Source organism: Fontimonas sp. SYSU GA230001 (genome assembly GCF_040066175.1).
Classification (GTDB): domain Bacteria; phylum Pseudomonadota; class Gammaproteobacteria; order Nevskiales; family Nevskiaceae; genus Solimonas.
On record NZ_JBEAAM010000033.1, the window covers coordinates 23,209 to 38,036 of the forward strand.

A 14,828-nucleotide genomic window follows, 5' to 3' on the forward strand; every position below is an offset into this window, starting at 1 on the left:
GCCTACGGCCGCCAAGCCAGCAGCGCGCCAATCAGGCGTTCGAGCACGGCCCGTAGCGGCCGCGCGCGCTGCGGCTCCCACGGCCACGGCGGGTCCTCGTGCATGTAGCAAGCCTGGGCGATCTCCAGCTGCAGCGCGTGCACGCCCCGTGCCGGCGCGCCGTGGTGGCGGGTGATGTAGCCGCCCTTGAAGCGGCCGTTGCAGACCGCGCTGAAGCCATCCGCGCGGCCCAGCACGTCGAAGGCCGCGGCCTGCAGCGAGGCCGCGCAGCTGCCGCCGTCGGCGGTGCCCAGGTTCAGATCCGGCAGCCGGCCTGCGAAGAAACGCGGCACGCGCGAGCGGATCGAATGCGCGTCGAGCAGGATCGCGTAGCCGTGGCGCGCGCGGATCGCCTCCAGCCGCTGCGCGAGCTGCGCGTGATACGGCGCCCAGTAGCGCGCGCGCCGCGCCTCGATCTCCGCCGCGGTCGGCGCCGTGCCGGGCCGATACAGCGGCCGCCTGTCGAAACCGGTCGTCGGCACCAGCTCGCTGTTGTCGGCGCCCGGATAGAGCACCGCACCCTGCGGGTCGCGGTTCAGGTCGATGACGTAGCGTGCGTGCGTGGCGACCATCAGGCTTGCGCCCCGCTCGGTCGCGAACGCGTAGAGCTGCGGCACGTGCCAGTCGGCGTCGGGCACGTTCTGCGCATGCGGCGTCAGCGCGGCGCGCAGCTCGTCCGGGATGTAGGTGCCGGCGTGCGGCACGTCGATCAGCAAGGGCGTGCGGCCCTCGCACCAGACGTCGAGCAGCGGCACTTGAGCGCTCACGGCGGATCGGCGGAAATTCCGTCCACTACGCGGCCGACGCAGGGCCGCGCGCCCAGCGCATAGACCAGATCGGCCGGATGCTCGATGTCCCACAGCGCGAAATCGGCGCGCAATCCGGGAGCGAGACGGCCGCGGTCTCCGTGCAGGCCCAGCGCGCGTGCGGCGTTGCGCGTCACGCCGGCCAGCGCCTCCTCCGGCGTCAGGCCGAACAGCATGCAGGCCATGTTGAGCATCAGCAGGATCGAGGTGCACGGCGACGTGCCCGGATTGCAGTCGGTGGCGACGGCCATCGGCACACCGTGGCGGCGCAGTGCATCCACCGGCGGCCTGCGCGTCTCGCGCAGCAGGTAGTAGGCGCCCGGCAGCAGCACGGCCACGGTGCCGGCCTGCGCGAGCGCGCGGATGCCGGCTTCGCTGCTGTATTCGAGATGGTCCGCCGACAGCGCGCGGTAGCGCGCGGCCAGCGCCGCGCCGCCGCCGTCCGACAGCTGGTCGGCATGCAGCTTCACCGGCAGGCGCAGCGCGCGCGCGGCGTCGAACACGCGCGCGACCTGTTCGGCCGTGAATGCCAGGGTTTCGCAGTAGGCATCGACCGCATCGACCAGGCCCTGCGCATGCAGGTCCGGCAGCATGCGCGTGCACAGCAGATCGACATAGGCGTCCGCGCGGCTTTCGTATTCCGGCGGCAGGGCGTGCGCGCCGAGGAAGCTCGTCACCACGTGCACCCGCAGCGACTGGCCGAGCGCGCGCGCCACCGCGAGCTGACGCGCCTCGGTCTCCGGTTCCAGGCCGTAGCCGGACTTGATCTCGACCGTGGTCACGCCCTCGGTGAGCAGCGCGCGCAGGCGCGGCGCGCTCTGCGCGCGCAGGCGTGCGTCGCCGGCGCCACGCGTGGCCCACATCGTCGCGCGGATGCCGCCGCCGGCCGCGGCGATCTCGGCGTAGGTCGCCCCGTTCAGGCGCTGCTCGAACTCGCGCGCACGGCTGCCGGCCCAGACCAGGTGCGTGTGGCAGTCGATCAGCCCGGGCGTGAGCCAGCGGCCGCGACCGTCGTGCGTGAGCGCCGGCACCATCTCCTCCGGCAGCGCGCTGCGCGGTCCGAGCCAGGCGATGCGGCCCGCGCGGACGGCGATCGCGCCGTCGTCGATGATGCCGTAGCCGGCCCCGTCGAGCGTGGCGAGGTGCACGTTGATCCACAGCGCATCGACGTTCATGGATTGCATGTGTACGTCCTGTACAAGCCGGCGCCATCCGTGGCGCCGACTTTCAACACGAGCAGAGGATTCATCAACTCAGGCCAGCAGCCGCCGCAGCACGGCACGATACGCCGCGAGGCTGCGTTCTGCCGCGTCGTGCACGCCGTCGCGCACGCGCCAGCGGCCCGCGACCATCACGTGCCGCACCGGGCGCCGGACCGGGCCGAAGATCGCCGCATCGAACAGGCGATCGCCGGACTGTTCGGCCAGCGCGACGTCGCGGGTGTCGAGCACGACCAGATCGGCGCGCTGGCCCACCGCGATGGCGCCGGCCGGCTGGCCCAGCGCCTGCGCGCCGCCAGCCAGCGCGGCGCGATACAGTGCGGCGCCGACCGACTGTTGCGGCGTGGCGGCGAACAGGTTGCGACGGCGCCGCTGCAGGCGCTGGCCGTACTCGAACAGGCGCAGCTCGGCGAAGGGATCGACGCCGACATGGCTGTCGCCACCGATGGCGATGCGCCCGCCGGCCAGGCGATACGGCGCGGCGTTGAACAGTCCGTCGCCCAGATCCGCCTCGGTGCTCGGGCACAGGCCGACGACCACGCCGCGACTGGCCAGCGCCGCCGCCTCGGGATCGCGCATCTGCGTGGCGTGGATCAGGCACCAGTACTCGTCGAGCGGCGCGTTCGACAGCAGCCATTCGACCGGGCGCTGACCGCTCCAGTACACGCAGTCATCGACTTCGCCGACCTGCTCGGCCGCATGGATGTGCACGGGCGCCGACGGCGCGAGAGCGGCACGCAGCCGCAGCAGCTCGTCGAGTTCGGACGGCGTCACCGCGCGCAGCGAGTGCGGCGCGAAGCCGAGCGCGCAGTGCGGCTCGCGTGCCACGGCCTCGGCGATGCGCGCGTACTGGTCCGGATCGCAGAGGAAGCGGCGCTGCGCCGGCGACGGTGCCTCGCCACCGAAGCCGCCGTGGCGGTACAGCACCGGCAATAGCGTCAGGCCGATGCCGCTGACCGCCGCCGCCTCGACGACGCGCCGGCTGGTTTCCGCCGGATCGGCATAGGGCCGGCCGTCACTGTCATGGTGCAGGTAATGGAACTCGCCGACGCTGGTGTAACCGGCCTGCAGCATCTCGACATACAGCTGCGTGGCGATGATCCCGACATCGTCCGGCGTCAGCCGTTCGAGAAAGCGGTACATGCAATCGCGCCAGGACCAGAAGTCGTCGCTCTGCGGCCCGCTGGTCTGGGTCAGTCCGGCCATCGCGCGCTGGAAGGCGTGCGAGTGCACATTGGGCATGCCCGGGATGAGCGGCCCATCGAGACGCTCGGCGCCGTCGGCGCCGGCCTGCACCTGGACCGAGGCGATGCGGCCCTGCGCGTCGATGCCGATGCGCACGTTCTCGGCCCAGCCGTGCGGCAGCCAGGCGGCGGGTGCGAACAGTGCCCGCGTCACTCGCGGCTCCACGACGGCAGCAACTCGGCCACCATCGGCGTCAGCAGTTCGCTGTCGAGCAGCTCGGTCGCCGCGGCGATGTCGGTTGCCAGCACGCGGTCCTGGTCGAGAAAGGCGACGCGCTCGCGCAGCGCCAGATGCACGGCCTGCAAAGGTTCCGAAGTCTGCAGCGGCGTGTGGAAATCGATGCCCTGCGCGGCGGCGAGCAGCTCGATGGCGACGATGCGCCGGCTGTTCGCGCTCATGCCGAGCAGGCGGCGCGCCGCGAAGGTCGCCATGCTGACGTGGTCTTCCTGGTTCGCGGAGGTCGGCAGGCTGTCCACGCTGGCCGGATGCGCCAGCGACTTGTTTTCGGAGGCGAGCGCCGCGGCAGTGACGTGCGCCATCATGAAGCCGGAACACAGGCCGGCATCGCGGATCAGGAAGGCCGGCAGGCCGGACAGCGTCGCGTCGATCAGCAGCGCGATGCGCCGCTCGGACAGCGCGCCGATCTCGGCGATCGCCAGCGCCAGCGTGTCGGCGGCGAGCGCGACCGGCTCGGCGTGGAAGTTGCCGCCGGAGATCACCCCGCCTCCGTCGCCAAACGCGAGCGGGTTGTCGGTCACCGCATTGGCCTCGATCGCGAGCGTATGCGCGGCGTTGCGGATCAGGTCGAGACAGGCGCCCATCACCTGCGGCTGGCAGCGCAGGCTGTACGGGTCCTGCACGCGGTCGTCGTTGACGCGATGCGAGGCGCGGATCTTGCTGCCGTCGAGCAGGCGCAGCAGGGCGGCGGCGACGTCGATCTGGCCGGGCTGGCCGCGCAGCGCGTGGATGCGTGCATCGAACGGCGCATCGGACCCGCGTGCCGCATCAACCGACATCGCGCCGGCGACCAGCGCGGCGGCGAACACGTCCTCGATCTGGAACAGCCCGCGGATCGCCAGTGCCGTCGAGACCTGCGTGCCGTTGAGCAGCGCAAGCCCTTCCTTGGGCGCCAGGCGCAGCGGCGCAAGACCCGCGCGGCGCAGTCCTTCGGCCGCGCTCAGCGTGCGTCCCTCGCAGCGCACCTCGCCTTCGCCGAGCAGTGCCAGTGTCAGGTGTGCGAGCGGCGCGAGATCGCCGCTGGCGCCGACCGACCCCTGCGCGGGAATGCAGGGCAGCACGTCGGCGTTGTACAGCGCGAGCAGTGACTCGATGACGATGCGGCGCACGCCGGAGGCGCCGCGCGCCAGGCTCGCCGCCTTGAGCACGAGAATGAGGCGCACGCTGGCGTCGTCGAGCAGCGCACCGACACCGACGGCGTGTGAGCGCACCAGATTCAGCTGCAGCTCTTCGAGCTGCGCGTCGGGTATGTGCACCTTGGCCAGCTTGCCGAAGCCGGTGTTGATGCCATAGGCCGGCTCGCCGCGTGCGACGGCCACGTTGATCGTGCGCACCGAGGCTTCGACCTCTGGCCAGGCCGCCGGCTCGATCGACAGGCGCACGTGCCCGCCGAGCAGGTGGCGCAGTTCCTTCAGGCTCAGGCGCCCCGGACGCAGATGCCACTCAGACATGAGAGCGCTCCAGCATCGGCAGCCTGAGGTGATGCTCGCGTGCGCAGGCGATGGCGTCCTCGTAGCCGGCGTCGGCGTGGCGCATGACGCCGCTGGCGGGGTCGTTGGTCAGCACGCGCTCGATGCGCCGTGCCGCCGCGGCCGTGCCGTCGCAGACGACGACCATGCCGGCGTGCTGCGAGTAACCGATGCCGACGCCGCCGCCGTGGTGGATCGACACCCAGGTCGCACCGCTCGCGCAGTTCAGCAGCGCATTGAGCAGCGGCCAGTCGGACACCGCGTCGGAACCGTCGCGCATGCTCTCGGTCTCGCGGTTCGGACTCGCGACCGAGCCAGAGTCGAGGTGATCGCGGCCGATCACGACCGGCGCCCGCAGCTCGCCGCGCGCGACCATCTCGTTGAACGCGAGGCCGACCTTGGCGCGGTCGCCCAGGCCGATCCAGCAGATGCGCGCCGGCAGTCCCTGGAAGGCGATGCGTCGCTGCGCCATGTCGAGCCAGCGGTGCAGTGGCACATTGTCCGGCAGCAGTTCCTTGACCCTGGCATCGGTGCGGTGGATGTCCTCGGCGTCGCCGGACAGCGCCGCCCAGCGGAACGGGCCGATGCCGCGGCAGAACAGCGGCCGGATGTAGGCCGGCACGAAGCCGGGAAACGCGAAGGCGTCCTCGACGCCGGCGTCCTGCGCCATCTGGCGGATGTTGTTGCCGTAATCGAAAGTCGGAATGCCCAGATGCTGGAAGCCGATCATCGCGCGCACCTGCAGCGCCATCGATGCCTTGGCCGCGCGGATCACCGCCTGCGGATCGTCGATGCGCCGCTGCGCCGCCTGTTCGAGTGTCCAGCCGGCCGGCAGGTAGCCATTGAGCGGATCGTGCGCGCTGGTCTGGTCGGTGACCAGGTCCGGCCGTGCGCGCCGCTCGCCGGCCTGCGCGCGACGCAGCAGTTCCGGGAACACCTCGGCCGCATTGCCGAGCAGACCGACCGATACAGCGCGGCCTTCGCGGTGCGCGTCGGCGATGCGTGCCAGCGCGTCATCGAGCGCATCGCAGCGCTCGTCCAGATAGCGCGTGCGCAGGCGCATGTCGATGCGCGCGGGATCGCACTCGACTGCGAGCATCGACGCACCGGCCATCGTCGCCGCCAGCGGCTGCGCACCACCCATGCCGCCGAGCCCGCCGGTCAGGATCCACTTGCCGGCGAGATCGCCGCCGTAGTGCCGGCGCCCGGCCTCGGCGAAGGTCTCGTAGGTGCCCTGCACGATGCCCTGGCTGCCGATGTAGATCCACGAGCCCGCGGTCATCTGCCCGAACATCATCAGGCCCTTGCGGTCGAGTTCGTGGAAGTGATCCCAGGTCGCCCAGTGCGGCACGAGGTTGGAGTTGGCGATCAGCACGCGCGGGGCATCGGCGTGCGTGCGGAACACGCCGACCGGCTTGCCGGACTGGATCAGCAGCGTCTCGTCGTCGCCCAGGGTGCGGAGCGTCTCGACGATCGCATCGAAACAGGCCCAGTCGCGCGCGGCGCGGCCGATGCCGCCATAGACCACCAGCTCCTGCGGCCGCTCGGCGACCTCGGGATCGAGGTTGTTCATCAGCATGCGCAGCGGCGCTTCGGTCAGCCACGATTGCGCCGACCGCTGCGTGCCACGCGGCGCGCGCACCGTCCCGCTGCGTCTCCTCAGACCGTCCCGTGGATCGTGCATCGCGATCTCCGTTTCTCCCGCGCATTCAATCGGCGCGACAATGCGCTGTCATGAGTAGCTACCCCCTGTTCGATGCCTTTCCCCGTCTGGGGGTTTTCCCTCGCGCGGGACTTCTGCATGGCGCCACGCCGGTGCAGCCGCTGCGCGGATACGACACGGTCTGGATCAAGCGCGACGATCTGTCGGCGAGCGACTATGGCGGCAACAAGATCCGCAAGCTCGACCTGCTGCTGGCACGCGCCGCGGCCGATGACCGTCGTGACCTCGTCACGTTCGGCTATTCCGGTTCGAACTTCGTCGCCGCGACTGCCTGGCACGGCCGAAAGCTGAGCCTGACCACGCACGCCTTCCTGCTGCCGCAGGCCGACGCACCCTACGTCGCCGACAACCTCGCCACCGGTCTGCACTGTGGGGCCGAGCTGCGCGTCGGCCGCAGTCAGCCCGCCGTGGTCGCGCAGGCGCTGGCCTGCAGCCTGCGCGTGCTCGCGCGCAGCGGCCGCGCACCGCGGTGGATCCCGCCGGGCGGCTCGACGCCGCTGGGCGCGCTGGGGTTCGTCAACGCAGCGTTTGAGCTGCGCCAGCAGATCGACGCCGGCGAGCTGCCGGTACCGCAGCGGCTCTACGTCGCCTTCAGCAGCATGGGCACCGTCGCCGGCCTGGCCATCGGCCTCGCGCTCGCCGGGCTGCCAACGCGGATCGAGGCGATCCAGGTGGTCGGGCCGCAATTCGCCAGTCGCGACAAGCTCGATCGCCTCGTGCAGCGCACGCTTGCGCTGCTGCGCCGCACCGATCCGGCCGCGGCACCGGCGCGCATCGCCGAGGTGGACATCCGCACGGAGTTCTTCGGCGAACACTACGCCGTGGCGACCGACGCGACGAAGGGCGCGATGCAACGCTTCGCCGCAGCGACCGGCGCACACAGCGACAGCGCGTACTCAGGAAAGGCGCTCGCCGGCCTCCACGCCGATCTCGACGCAGGCACCGTGCACGAGCCGGTGCTGTACTGGCACACCTTCAACGCGCACGGCCGGCCCGCCGGCGTGGCGCCCTTATCGAAAGAGGCGCTGCGCGATTACGTGCTCGGCGGCTGAGACTGCGCCGCCATGTGCCCGCCCTCGACGCAGGTCTGCACACGGCGGCGGATGATGTCGGCGAGCTTGCGGATGCCCGGACCGGCGGCATCGCGGTCGGCATACACCATGTAGAGCGTGGCGTGGCGCTGCGCGCCTTCCACCATCGGCAAGGGCTTGAGCTGTCCGCTGGCGAGCTCGTCGCGGATGATGTACTCGGCGTACCAGGCGAAACCCAGGCCCATGCACGCGGCACGGATCGACGTGGCCTTGTGCGACACGGTCCAGCGTCGCTCGCCGAGCCACGACGGGTTGCGGTCGCGCTGGCTGCCGGAATCGCGGATCACCAGATGCCGGTGCGCGCGCAGATCCTCGCGCGTCAGCGGGCGTCCAAGCCGGTGCAGCGGGTGATCGGGATGCGCGACCGGCACGAAGGGCACCTGCATCAGCACATCGCCGAGAAAGCCGGCGGGCAGGGCCGAACAGATGGCCAGCTGGGCACGCCCTTCGAGCAGCGCCTCGGTCGTGCCGCCGAGCACCGACTCGATCAGCTCGATGCGCGTGTCCGGATGCTCGGCGGAGAACTCGGCGAAACACTGCAGCAGCAGCCAGGTCGGAAAGATCGCATCGACCGCCAGGCGCAGTTCCGGCTCCCAGCCGGCGGACAGCTCGCGCGCAACCTGTTCGAGCTGCGCCGCCTCGTCGACCAGCGTGCGCCCGCGCCGCACCAGCACTTCACCGACCGGGGTGAGCACCGCCTTGCGCCCCTGGATCTCGAAGACCTTCACGCCCAGCAGCTGTTCGAGCTTCTGCACCGCGTAGGTCACGGTCGACTGGGTCTTGTGCAGCACCTCGGCCGCCTGCGCATAGCCGCCGGCATCGACCACGGCCACCAGTGCACGCCATTGATCCAGAGTGATTTTCGGATGTGACATCGAATATTTTGATTACTAAGTCCGAAATATTCCGCTTTTTTATCGATTTCAGCAATCGTTTAATGGCGCCACCCCAAGGAACACCGGAGAGCGCCATGAAAACCCTGCTGCAGATCAACACCAGCCTGTTCGCCGAAAACGGCCAGTCCTCGAAGCTGACCCAGGAATTCGTCCAGTCGTGGCTCGCCCGCCATCCTGACGGCCGCGTCGTCGTGCGCGACCTCGCCAAGGCGCCGCTGCCGCATCTCGATGCCGCGCGCTTCGGTGCCTTCCTGGCAAAACCGGAGGAGCGCACACCGGCGCAGCAGGCCGTGATCGCCGAGAGCGACGCACTGATCGACGAGATCCGCAGGGCGGACGTCATCGTGCTCGGCCTGCCGCTGTACAACTTCGGCGTGCCCTCGCAACTGAAGGCCTGGATCGATCACGTCGCCCGCGCCGGCGTCAGCTTCCGCTACACCGCGAATGGCCCTGAGGGCCTGCTCGGCGGACGCAAGCTCTATGTGTTCGCTGCGCGTGGCGGCAGATACCAAGGTACGCCGGCGGACACGCAGACCGGCTACGTGCGCACCTTCTTCAACTTCATCGGCATCGACGACATTGAGTTCGTTTACGCCGAGGGCCTCAATATGGGCGACGAGTCGCGCCGGCACGCGCTGGATGCAGCCGCCGCGCAGATCGAACGCCTGGCCGCCTGATCACCTCCATTCACTCACACGCAGGAACTCACACATGAACGCACTTCTTGAAACGTCAAAGCCCTGGATTCTCGTGGCCGGCCGCGTGCTGATCGCGGCGATTTTCGTCACCGCCGGCTGGAGCAAGATCGGCGGCTACGAAGGCACGCAACAGTACATGCAGGCGATGGGGGTGCCCGGCGCACTGCTGCCGCTGGTGATCTTCGCCGAACTGGGCGGAGGCCTGGCGATCATCCTCGGCCTGCTGACGCGCCTGGCCGCCGCGGGCCTCGCGGTGTTCTGCGTCGCCTCAGCCTTCCTGTTCCACGGCGCAGCCGATCAGGTCAACCAGATCATGTTCATGAAGAACCTGGCGATGGCCGGCGGTTTCCTGTTCCTCGTCGCCGAAGGCGCCGGTACGATCAGCCTCGACGCCCGGCTGTTCAAGCGCAGCTGAACCCCTCACCCGGAGCACGGTCATGACTTCCCGTACCCTGCAGCAGATCATCGGCGGCGCCCTGACCTCCGACGGCGCCGGCGTGAAACTGCGCCGCAGCATCGGCGCGACGCCGGGCCTGCGTCTGGATCCCTTCCTGATGCTCGACGAGTTCGGCACCGACAATCCGGACGACTACATCGCCGGCTTCCCGCCGCATCCGCACCGCGGCTTCGAGACGGTGACCTACATGATCGACGGCCACATGCGCCACGAGGATCATCTCGGCAACGTCGGCGAACTGAAGTCCGGCGGCGTGCAGTGGATGACCGCGGGCCGCGGCGTGATCCACTCGGAGATGCCGCAGCAGGACCGCGGCCGCATGCGCGGCTTCCAGCTGTGGATCAACCTGCCGGCGCGCGAGAAGATGAAGCCGGCCGCGTATCAGGACATCCCTGCCGAGCGGATTCCGGTGGCATCGCTCGCCGGTGGCGGCCAAGTCAAGGTCATCGCGGGCCGCGCCGTCGTCGAGGGCCGGCCGATCGCCGGACCGATCAATGGCGCGGCCGGTTCGATGGCGACCGATCCGCTGTATCTCGACGTGCAGCTGTCGGCCGGCGCCGCCTTCGCGCATCCGGTCACGGTCGGACACAATGCCTTCATCTATGTTTACGAAGGCGAGTTGCAGGTCGGCGCAGGCACCGCGGCACGCACGCTGCCGGGCTTTTCGTCCGGCGTGCTGTCCGACGGGGATGCCGTCGAGGTCCGCGCCGGCAGCGAGGGCGCGCGCTTCGTGCTGATCGCGGGCAAGCCGCTGCGCGAGCCGGTGGTGCAGTACGGCCCGTTCGTGATGAACACGCACGAGGAGATCGAGCAGGCGATCGACGACTACCGCAGTGGGCGGCTCGCCGCCTGACACCGGAGGCAGCCATGTCCATCATCGACCCCGACCTCAACGGCAGCGCCGCCCGTGCTTGCGTCGCCGCGCCGGCCCTGCAACGCATCGTCGCGCGCGAAAGCGTGCTCGGCGAGGGCATGAAGATCCGCCGGCTGCTGCCGAGCCAGCACCGCCGCACGGTCGGGGCCTGGTGCTTCCTCGATCACTTCGGCCCGCTCGACGTCAGTCGCGGCGATGGTCTGCGCGTCGGCCCCCATCCGCACACAGGGCTGCAGACCTTCACCTGGCCGATCGCCGGTGAGATCCTGCACCGCGACAGCCTCGGCTACGAGCAGGTGATCCGCCCGGGACAGGTGAATCTGATGACGGCCGGGCGCGGCATCTCGCATTCCGAGGAATCGCCGGCCTCGCGCCCGGCGCTGCTGCACGGCGCGCAGCTGTGGATCGCGCTGCCGGACAGCCACCGTCACATCGAGCCGGCCTTCGAGCACTATCCCGAAGTGCCGGTGCTCGATCGCGCCGGCTTCCGCATCAGCGTGCTCGCCGGATCGGCTTTCGGCGAACGCTCGCCGGTGCGCGTGCATACGCCACTGCTCGGTCTCGAACTGCTCGGCCAGGGCAGCTTGAGACTGGCGCTGCGCCCGGATTTCGAGCACTGCATCGTCGCGCTCGAAGGCAACGGTCGCTTCTGCGGCGAAACCCTGACCAGCGGCGAACTGCTGTACCTCCCGCCCGGGCACGAGACCGCCGAGCTGCTCACCCCGTCGCCCGCACGCATGCTGCTGCTGGGCGGCACGCCGTTCACGGACGATCTGTTGATCTGGTGGAACTTCATCGGCCGCGACAAGGCCGACATCGCCCGCTTCACGCGCGACTGGAACGAGGGTCGCGGTTTCGGCGAGGTACGTGGCTACCCCGGACAGCGGCTGACCGCACCGCCGCCGCCGTGGATGACCGAGACGTCGTAGCCGCGCTCAACCGAGCGCCAGCCGCCATCCGATCGCGACGCAGGCGCCGGCGGTCAGAACCGCGCGCAGCTGGAAATAGCCTTCGACCGAGCCGAGCGTGCGCTCGCGCCAGAAGTCCGCGAGCAGCTGCAGCAGGAACACGGCCATCAGGCCGGCGAGCGCTGCAGTCGAGGGCAGGACCGCCGCGATCCACGCGAGGATCAGCAGCAGCGACGCCGCGATCAGCCCGATCGTCCCTTCCGGTCCTTCGCAGGCCGGCAGCGCGAAACCCCAGAACGTGCCGGACATGAAGCTGGCGATCATCGCGACCCACAGCCGCCAGGCGTGATCGACCCAGGCCGGGGCACTGTCCGCCGCCAGGCTCAGCCAGAGCGGACCGGCGAGGAACGGAATCAGTCCGGCATAACCCAGCAAGGTGACGATGCGCGGCAGTCTCATGTCGGGGTTCCGGCGTTGGCCCGGGGTCGAGTATACGGGGCGGCCGCGCTCAGCCAAGAAAGTGGCGGTCGTCGAAGGCGCGCAGCCAGTGCGGCTTGTAGACCGCCAGGGCGGAAGTCACCGCACCGTTGACGAAGCCCTCCGGGAACATCGCCAGCACCATGAGCGGCGACAGCCACTCGTCGAGCGCACGGAGCTCCCCGGCGATCGCGAGGATCATCAGCAGGGCGAATTCGACGGCCAGCATCGACAACGCGCCGCCTAGAAAGCCGACACCCAGCATGAAGACGAACAGGTTGCGCGGCGCATGTCGCAGGGCAAGGTGCAAGATTGCGACGGTGACGACGACCGGCAGCGCGACCGTGACGGCGCCGCTGGCGAGCAGGATGGCCGGTTCGACACGGCCCAGCAGGCCGAAGACGGCCAGCGCCGCGGTTCCGGCGAGAATCGCCAGTGCCGGCCCCAGCAGCAGGGTGACCGAGGTCATGCCCAGCAGGTGCAGGCTGACGTGCGCGCCGACCTTACCGCCGATCGACCACAGGATCAGCAGTGCGACCAGTGCGCCGAAGACCAGGTGCAGGCGCTGCGGCGACGCCCGCAAGGCATGCCACGGCGCCTGTCGCAGCGAGACCAGCACGGCCACCACGTGCAGTGCGGTCAGCAAGAAGAACAGAAAGGGCGGCGGCGAGATCAGGTCCAGGGTCACGGTGGCAGCATATGTCAGAGTGCGGGCCCGCTAGAATCCGCGGATGATCAGCCTGAATCACGCGACGCTGCGCCGCGGCGCGCGCACCCTGCTCGAGGACGCGAGCTTCACCCTGTCCGCCGGCTGGCATGTCGGCGTCGTCGGCCGCAACGGCACGGGAAAAACGTCCCTGTTCGCCGCGCTGCTGGGCGAGTTGCAGCCGGATCGCGGTGAGATCAGCGTACCGCGCCAGCTGACCATCGCCAGCGTGGCCCAGGAAACGCCGGCGCTGCCGGATGCGGCGATCGAGTACGTGCTCGACGGTGACGCCGAGCTGCGCGAGCTCGAACGCAAGCTGGTGTTGGCGGAATCCGAGCACGACGCGCTGACCATCGGCGCGCTGCACGAGCGACTGAACGCGATCGGCGGCTACGCGGCGCGCGCCCGTGCGGGACGGCTGCTGCACGGCCTGGGCTTTTCGGCGGAACAGCAGGAGCACCCGGTCGCCAACTTCTCCGGCGGCTGGCGCATGCGTCTGAATCTCGCGCGCGCGCTGATGTGCCGGTCGGACCTGCTGCTACTCGACGAACCGACCAACCACCTCGACCTCGATACGGTGATCTGGCTGCAGTCGTGGCTGGCGAGCTATCCGGGCACGCTGCTGGTCATCTCGCACGACCGCGAGTTCCTCGATGCGGTCACCGACCACACGCTGCACCTGGAGCACAACCGGGCAACGCTCTACACCGGCAACTACTCGCAGTTCGAGGTCCAGCGCGCCGAGCAACTGCGCCTGCAGGCCGCCGCCTACGCGCAGCAGCAGGCGCGCATCGCGCACCTGGAAAGTTTCATCCGCCGCTTCAAGGCCAAGGCCAGCAAGGCGCGCCAGGCACAGAGCCGCGTCAAGGCGCTGGAGCGCATGGAACTGGTCGCGCCGGCGCACTGGGATTCGGAGTTCTCCTTCGAGTTCCCGGCGCCGGACAAGCTGCCGTCACCGCTGCTGCGCTTCGACAAGGTCGCCGCCGGCTATCCGCAACGCACCGTCCTGAACAATCTGAAACTGCAGATCGCGCCAGGGGAGCGCATCGGTCTGCTCGGCGCCAATGGTGCCGGCAAATCCACGCTGGTGCGCACCCTCGCCGGCGAGCTGCCCGCGCTGTCCGGCCAGGTCGTGCGCGCGCCGGACCTGCGCATCGGCTACTTCGCCCAGCACCAGCTCGAACAGCTCGATGGGCAGGCTTCGCCGCTGCTGCACCTGCGCCGCATCAGCCCGCAGGCGACCGAGCAACAGTTGCGCGACTTTCTCGGCGGCTTCAATTTCCGCGGCGATCGCGCCTACGAGGCAGTCGCACCCTTTTCGGGCGGTGAGAAGGCACGGCTGGCACTGGCGATGGTCGTCTGGCAGCGCCCCAACCTGCTGCTGCTCGACGAGCCGACCAATCACCTCGACCTGGACATGCGCCACGCGCTGGAGACGGCGCTGGCCGAGTATGCCGGCGCCGTGGTGCTCGTCTCGCACGACCGCCACCTGCTCAACGCAACCTGCGAAGAATTCTGGCTGGTCAGCAGCGGCAGCTGCGAGACGTTCGACGGCACGCTCGACGATTACGCACGCTGGCTGGCCAGCCGCGATGCGGGTGCGACTTCAGCCCCGAAGCCACTGGAAGGAACAAAGGAAGCTCGACGCAGCGCCGCCGAACAGCGCGAACGCGTGCGGCCGCTGCGCGAGGCGGTCAAGAAGCTCGACGCGCAGATGGCAAGGCTTCAACACCGGCTCGCCCAGATCGACGCGAAACTCGCTGATCCCGCCTTGTACGAGCGCACGGACGGGGCCGAAGTCAGGCGCCTGAACCGCGAGCAGAGCGAGCTGCGCGTGCAACTCGGGGCGGTCGAGGAACAGTGGCTGGCCGCTGCCGGCGAGCGGGCCTGTCTGAATTTTTGTGTGTGAAGCGATTTCACACGGTACCTCGGACGAAGCGATCGCCGTAGGCGATCGCGAACTGATTCATGGCTTCACGCCA

At 69.7% G+C, this 14,828-nt stretch carries 14 protein-coding genes; 6 read left to right on the plus strand and 8 right to left on the minus strand.

The window, feature by feature from the left end; translation table 11 throughout:
* Nucleotides 1–2: 2 nt before the first annotated feature.
* The 5 genes from hutG to hutU form a co-directional block, all read right to left on the minus strand.
* The gene (hutG, locus tag AAG565_RS14640; RefSeq protein WP_348820381.1) at nucleotides 3–806 is read right to left on the minus strand and encodes an N-formylglutamate deformylase; all 804 of its coding nucleotides are present in this window, start codon (nucleotides 804–806) and stop codon (nucleotides 3–5) included.
* Nucleotides 803–2,029 (minus strand): imidazolonepropionase, encoded by a 1,227-nt coding sequence (hutI, locus tag AAG565_RS14645; RefSeq protein ID WP_348820382.1) that lies wholly within the window; start codon nucleotides 2,027–2,029, stop codon nucleotides 803–805. Before hutI ends, hutG begins: the two co-directional genes overlap by 4 nt.
* Before the next feature lie 69 nt (nucleotides 2,030–2,098).
* Entirely contained in the window at nucleotides 2,099–3,463 is a 1,365-nt protein-coding gene (locus AAG565_RS14650) for a formimidoylglutamate deiminase (RefSeq protein ID WP_348820383.1), read from the minus strand.
* Nucleotides 3,460–4,998: a histidine ammonia-lyase gene (gene hutH, locus AAG565_RS14655; protein ID WP_348820384.1), complete on the minus strand. Its 1,539-nt coding sequence runs from the start codon at nucleotides 4,996–4,998 to the stop codon at nucleotides 3,460–3,462. The genes AAG565_RS14650 and hutH overlap by 4 nt, the downstream gene beginning before the upstream one ends.
* Nucleotides 4,991–6,700, minus strand: a complete 1,710-nt coding sequence (hutU, locus tag AAG565_RS14660) for a urocanate hydratase (protein WP_348820386.1) — start codon at nucleotides 6,698–6,700, stop codon at nucleotides 4,991–4,993. Before hutU ends, hutH begins: the two co-directional genes overlap by 8 nt.
* A 50-nt stretch (nucleotides 6,701–6,750) precedes the next feature.
* Between hutU and AAG565_RS14665 the strand changes: the two genes are divergently transcribed.
* Nucleotides 6,751–7,791 carry a pyridoxal-phosphate dependent enzyme gene (locus tag AAG565_RS14665; RefSeq protein WP_348820387.1) on the plus strand — a complete coding sequence of 347 codons (1,041 nt, stop codon included), beginning with the start codon at nucleotides 6,751–6,753 and terminating at the stop codon, nucleotides 7,789–7,791.
* Here the strand turns inward: AAG565_RS14665 and AAG565_RS14670 are convergent.
* Nucleotides 7,773–8,705 carry a LysR family transcriptional regulator gene (locus tag AAG565_RS14670; RefSeq protein WP_348820388.1) on the minus strand — a complete coding sequence of 311 codons (933 nt, stop codon included), beginning with the start codon at nucleotides 8,703–8,705 and terminating at the stop codon, nucleotides 7,773–7,775. The genes AAG565_RS14665 and AAG565_RS14670 overlap by 19 nt on opposite strands.
* 95 nt (nucleotides 8,706–8,800) lie before the next feature.
* Here AAG565_RS14670 and AAG565_RS14675 point away from each other — a divergent pair, with 95 nt between their 5' ends.
* The 4 genes from AAG565_RS14675 to AAG565_RS14690 are packed head-to-tail and all read left to right on the plus strand — an operon-like array spanning nucleotide 8,801 to nucleotide 11,684.
* On the plus strand, nucleotides 8,801–9,403 hold the full coding sequence (locus tag AAG565_RS14675; RefSeq protein ID WP_348820389.1) for an NAD(P)H-dependent oxidoreductase: 603 nt from the start codon (nucleotides 8,801–8,803) through the stop codon (nucleotides 9,401–9,403).
* A 34-nt stretch (nucleotides 9,404–9,437) separates the two neighbouring features.
* Complete coding sequence (locus AAG565_RS14680; protein WP_348820390.1) at nucleotides 9,438–9,839, plus strand: DoxX family protein; 402 nt, start codon at nucleotides 9,438–9,440, stop codon at nucleotides 9,837–9,839.
* Between the two features lie 22 nt (nucleotides 9,840–9,861).
* Complete coding sequence (locus AAG565_RS14685) at nucleotides 9,862–10,734, plus strand: pirin family protein (protein WP_348820391.1); 873 nt, start codon at nucleotides 9,862–9,864, stop codon at nucleotides 10,732–10,734.
* A gap of 14 nt (nucleotides 10,735–10,748) precedes the next feature.
* Nucleotides 10,749–11,684 (plus strand): pirin family protein, encoded by a 936-nt coding sequence (locus AAG565_RS14690; protein WP_348820392.1) that lies wholly within the window; start codon nucleotides 10,749–10,751, stop codon nucleotides 11,682–11,684.
* Nucleotides 11,685–11,690: 6 nt separating this feature from the next.
* Here AAG565_RS14690 and AAG565_RS14695 read toward each other — a convergent pair whose 3' ends face one another.
* Nucleotides 11,691–12,122, minus strand: coding sequence for a DUF3429 domain-containing protein (locus AAG565_RS14695; RefSeq protein ID WP_348820393.1), 432 nt, complete (start codon nucleotides 12,120–12,122; stop codon nucleotides 11,691–11,693).
* 49 nt (nucleotides 12,123–12,171) lie between these two features.
* Nucleotides 12,172–12,828, minus strand: a complete 657-nt coding sequence (locus tag AAG565_RS14700) for an energy-coupling factor ABC transporter permease (protein ID WP_348820394.1) — start codon at nucleotides 12,826–12,828, stop codon at nucleotides 12,172–12,174.
* 43 nt (nucleotides 12,829–12,871) lie between these two features.
* On the opposite strand from AAG565_RS14700, the gene AAG565_RS14705 reads away from it, so the two are divergent.
* Nucleotides 12,872–14,755, plus strand: coding sequence for an ATP-binding cassette domain-containing protein (locus AAG565_RS14705; RefSeq protein ID WP_348820395.1), 1,884 nt, complete (start codon nucleotides 12,872–12,874; stop codon nucleotides 14,753–14,755).
* Nucleotides 14,756–14,828 lie beyond the last annotated feature (73 nt).

Bases quoted from the DNA above. Each gene is read 5' to 3' on its own strand.
- AAG565_RS14685 (WP_348820391.1), top strand. From the start codon at position 9,862: ATGACTTCCCGTACCCTGCAGCAGATCATCGGCGGCGCCCTGACCTCC.
- AAG565_RS14665 (WP_348820387.1), top strand. From the start codon at position 6,751: ATGAGTAGCTACCCCCTGTTCGATGCCTTTCCCCGTCTGGGGGTTTTC.
- AAG565_RS14670 (WP_348820388.1), bottom strand. From the start codon at position 8,705: ATGTCACATCCGAAAATCACTCTGGATCAATGGCGTGCACTGGTGGCC.
- AAG565_RS14690 (WP_348820392.1), top strand. From the start codon at position 10,749: ATGTCCATCATCGACCCCGACCTCAACGGCAGCGCCGCCCGTGCTTGC.
- AAG565_RS14705 (WP_348820395.1), top strand. From the start codon at position 12,872: ATGATCAGCCTGAATCACGCGACGCTGCGCCGCGGCGCGCGCACCCTG.
- hutH (WP_348820384.1), bottom strand. From the start codon at position 4,998: ATGTCTGAGTGGCATCTGCGTCCGGGGCGCCTGAGCCTGAAGGAACTG.
- hutI (WP_348820382.1), bottom strand. From the start codon at position 2,029: ATGCAATCCATGAACGTCGATGCGCTGTGGATCAACGTGCACCTCGCC.
- AAG565_RS14695 (WP_348820393.1), bottom strand. From the start codon at position 12,122: ATGAGACTGCCGCGCATCGTCACCTTGCTGGGTTATGCCGGACTGATT.
- hutU (WP_348820386.1), bottom strand. From the start codon at position 6,700: ATGCACGATCCACGGGACGGTCTGAGGAGACGCAGCGGGACGGTGCGC.
- AAG565_RS14675 (WP_348820389.1), top strand. From the start codon at position 8,801: ATGAAAACCCTGCTGCAGATCAACACCAGCCTGTTCGCCGAAAACGGC.
- AAG565_RS14680 (WP_348820390.1), top strand. From the start codon at position 9,438: ATGAACGCACTTCTTGAAACGTCAAAGCCCTGGATTCTCGTGGCCGGC.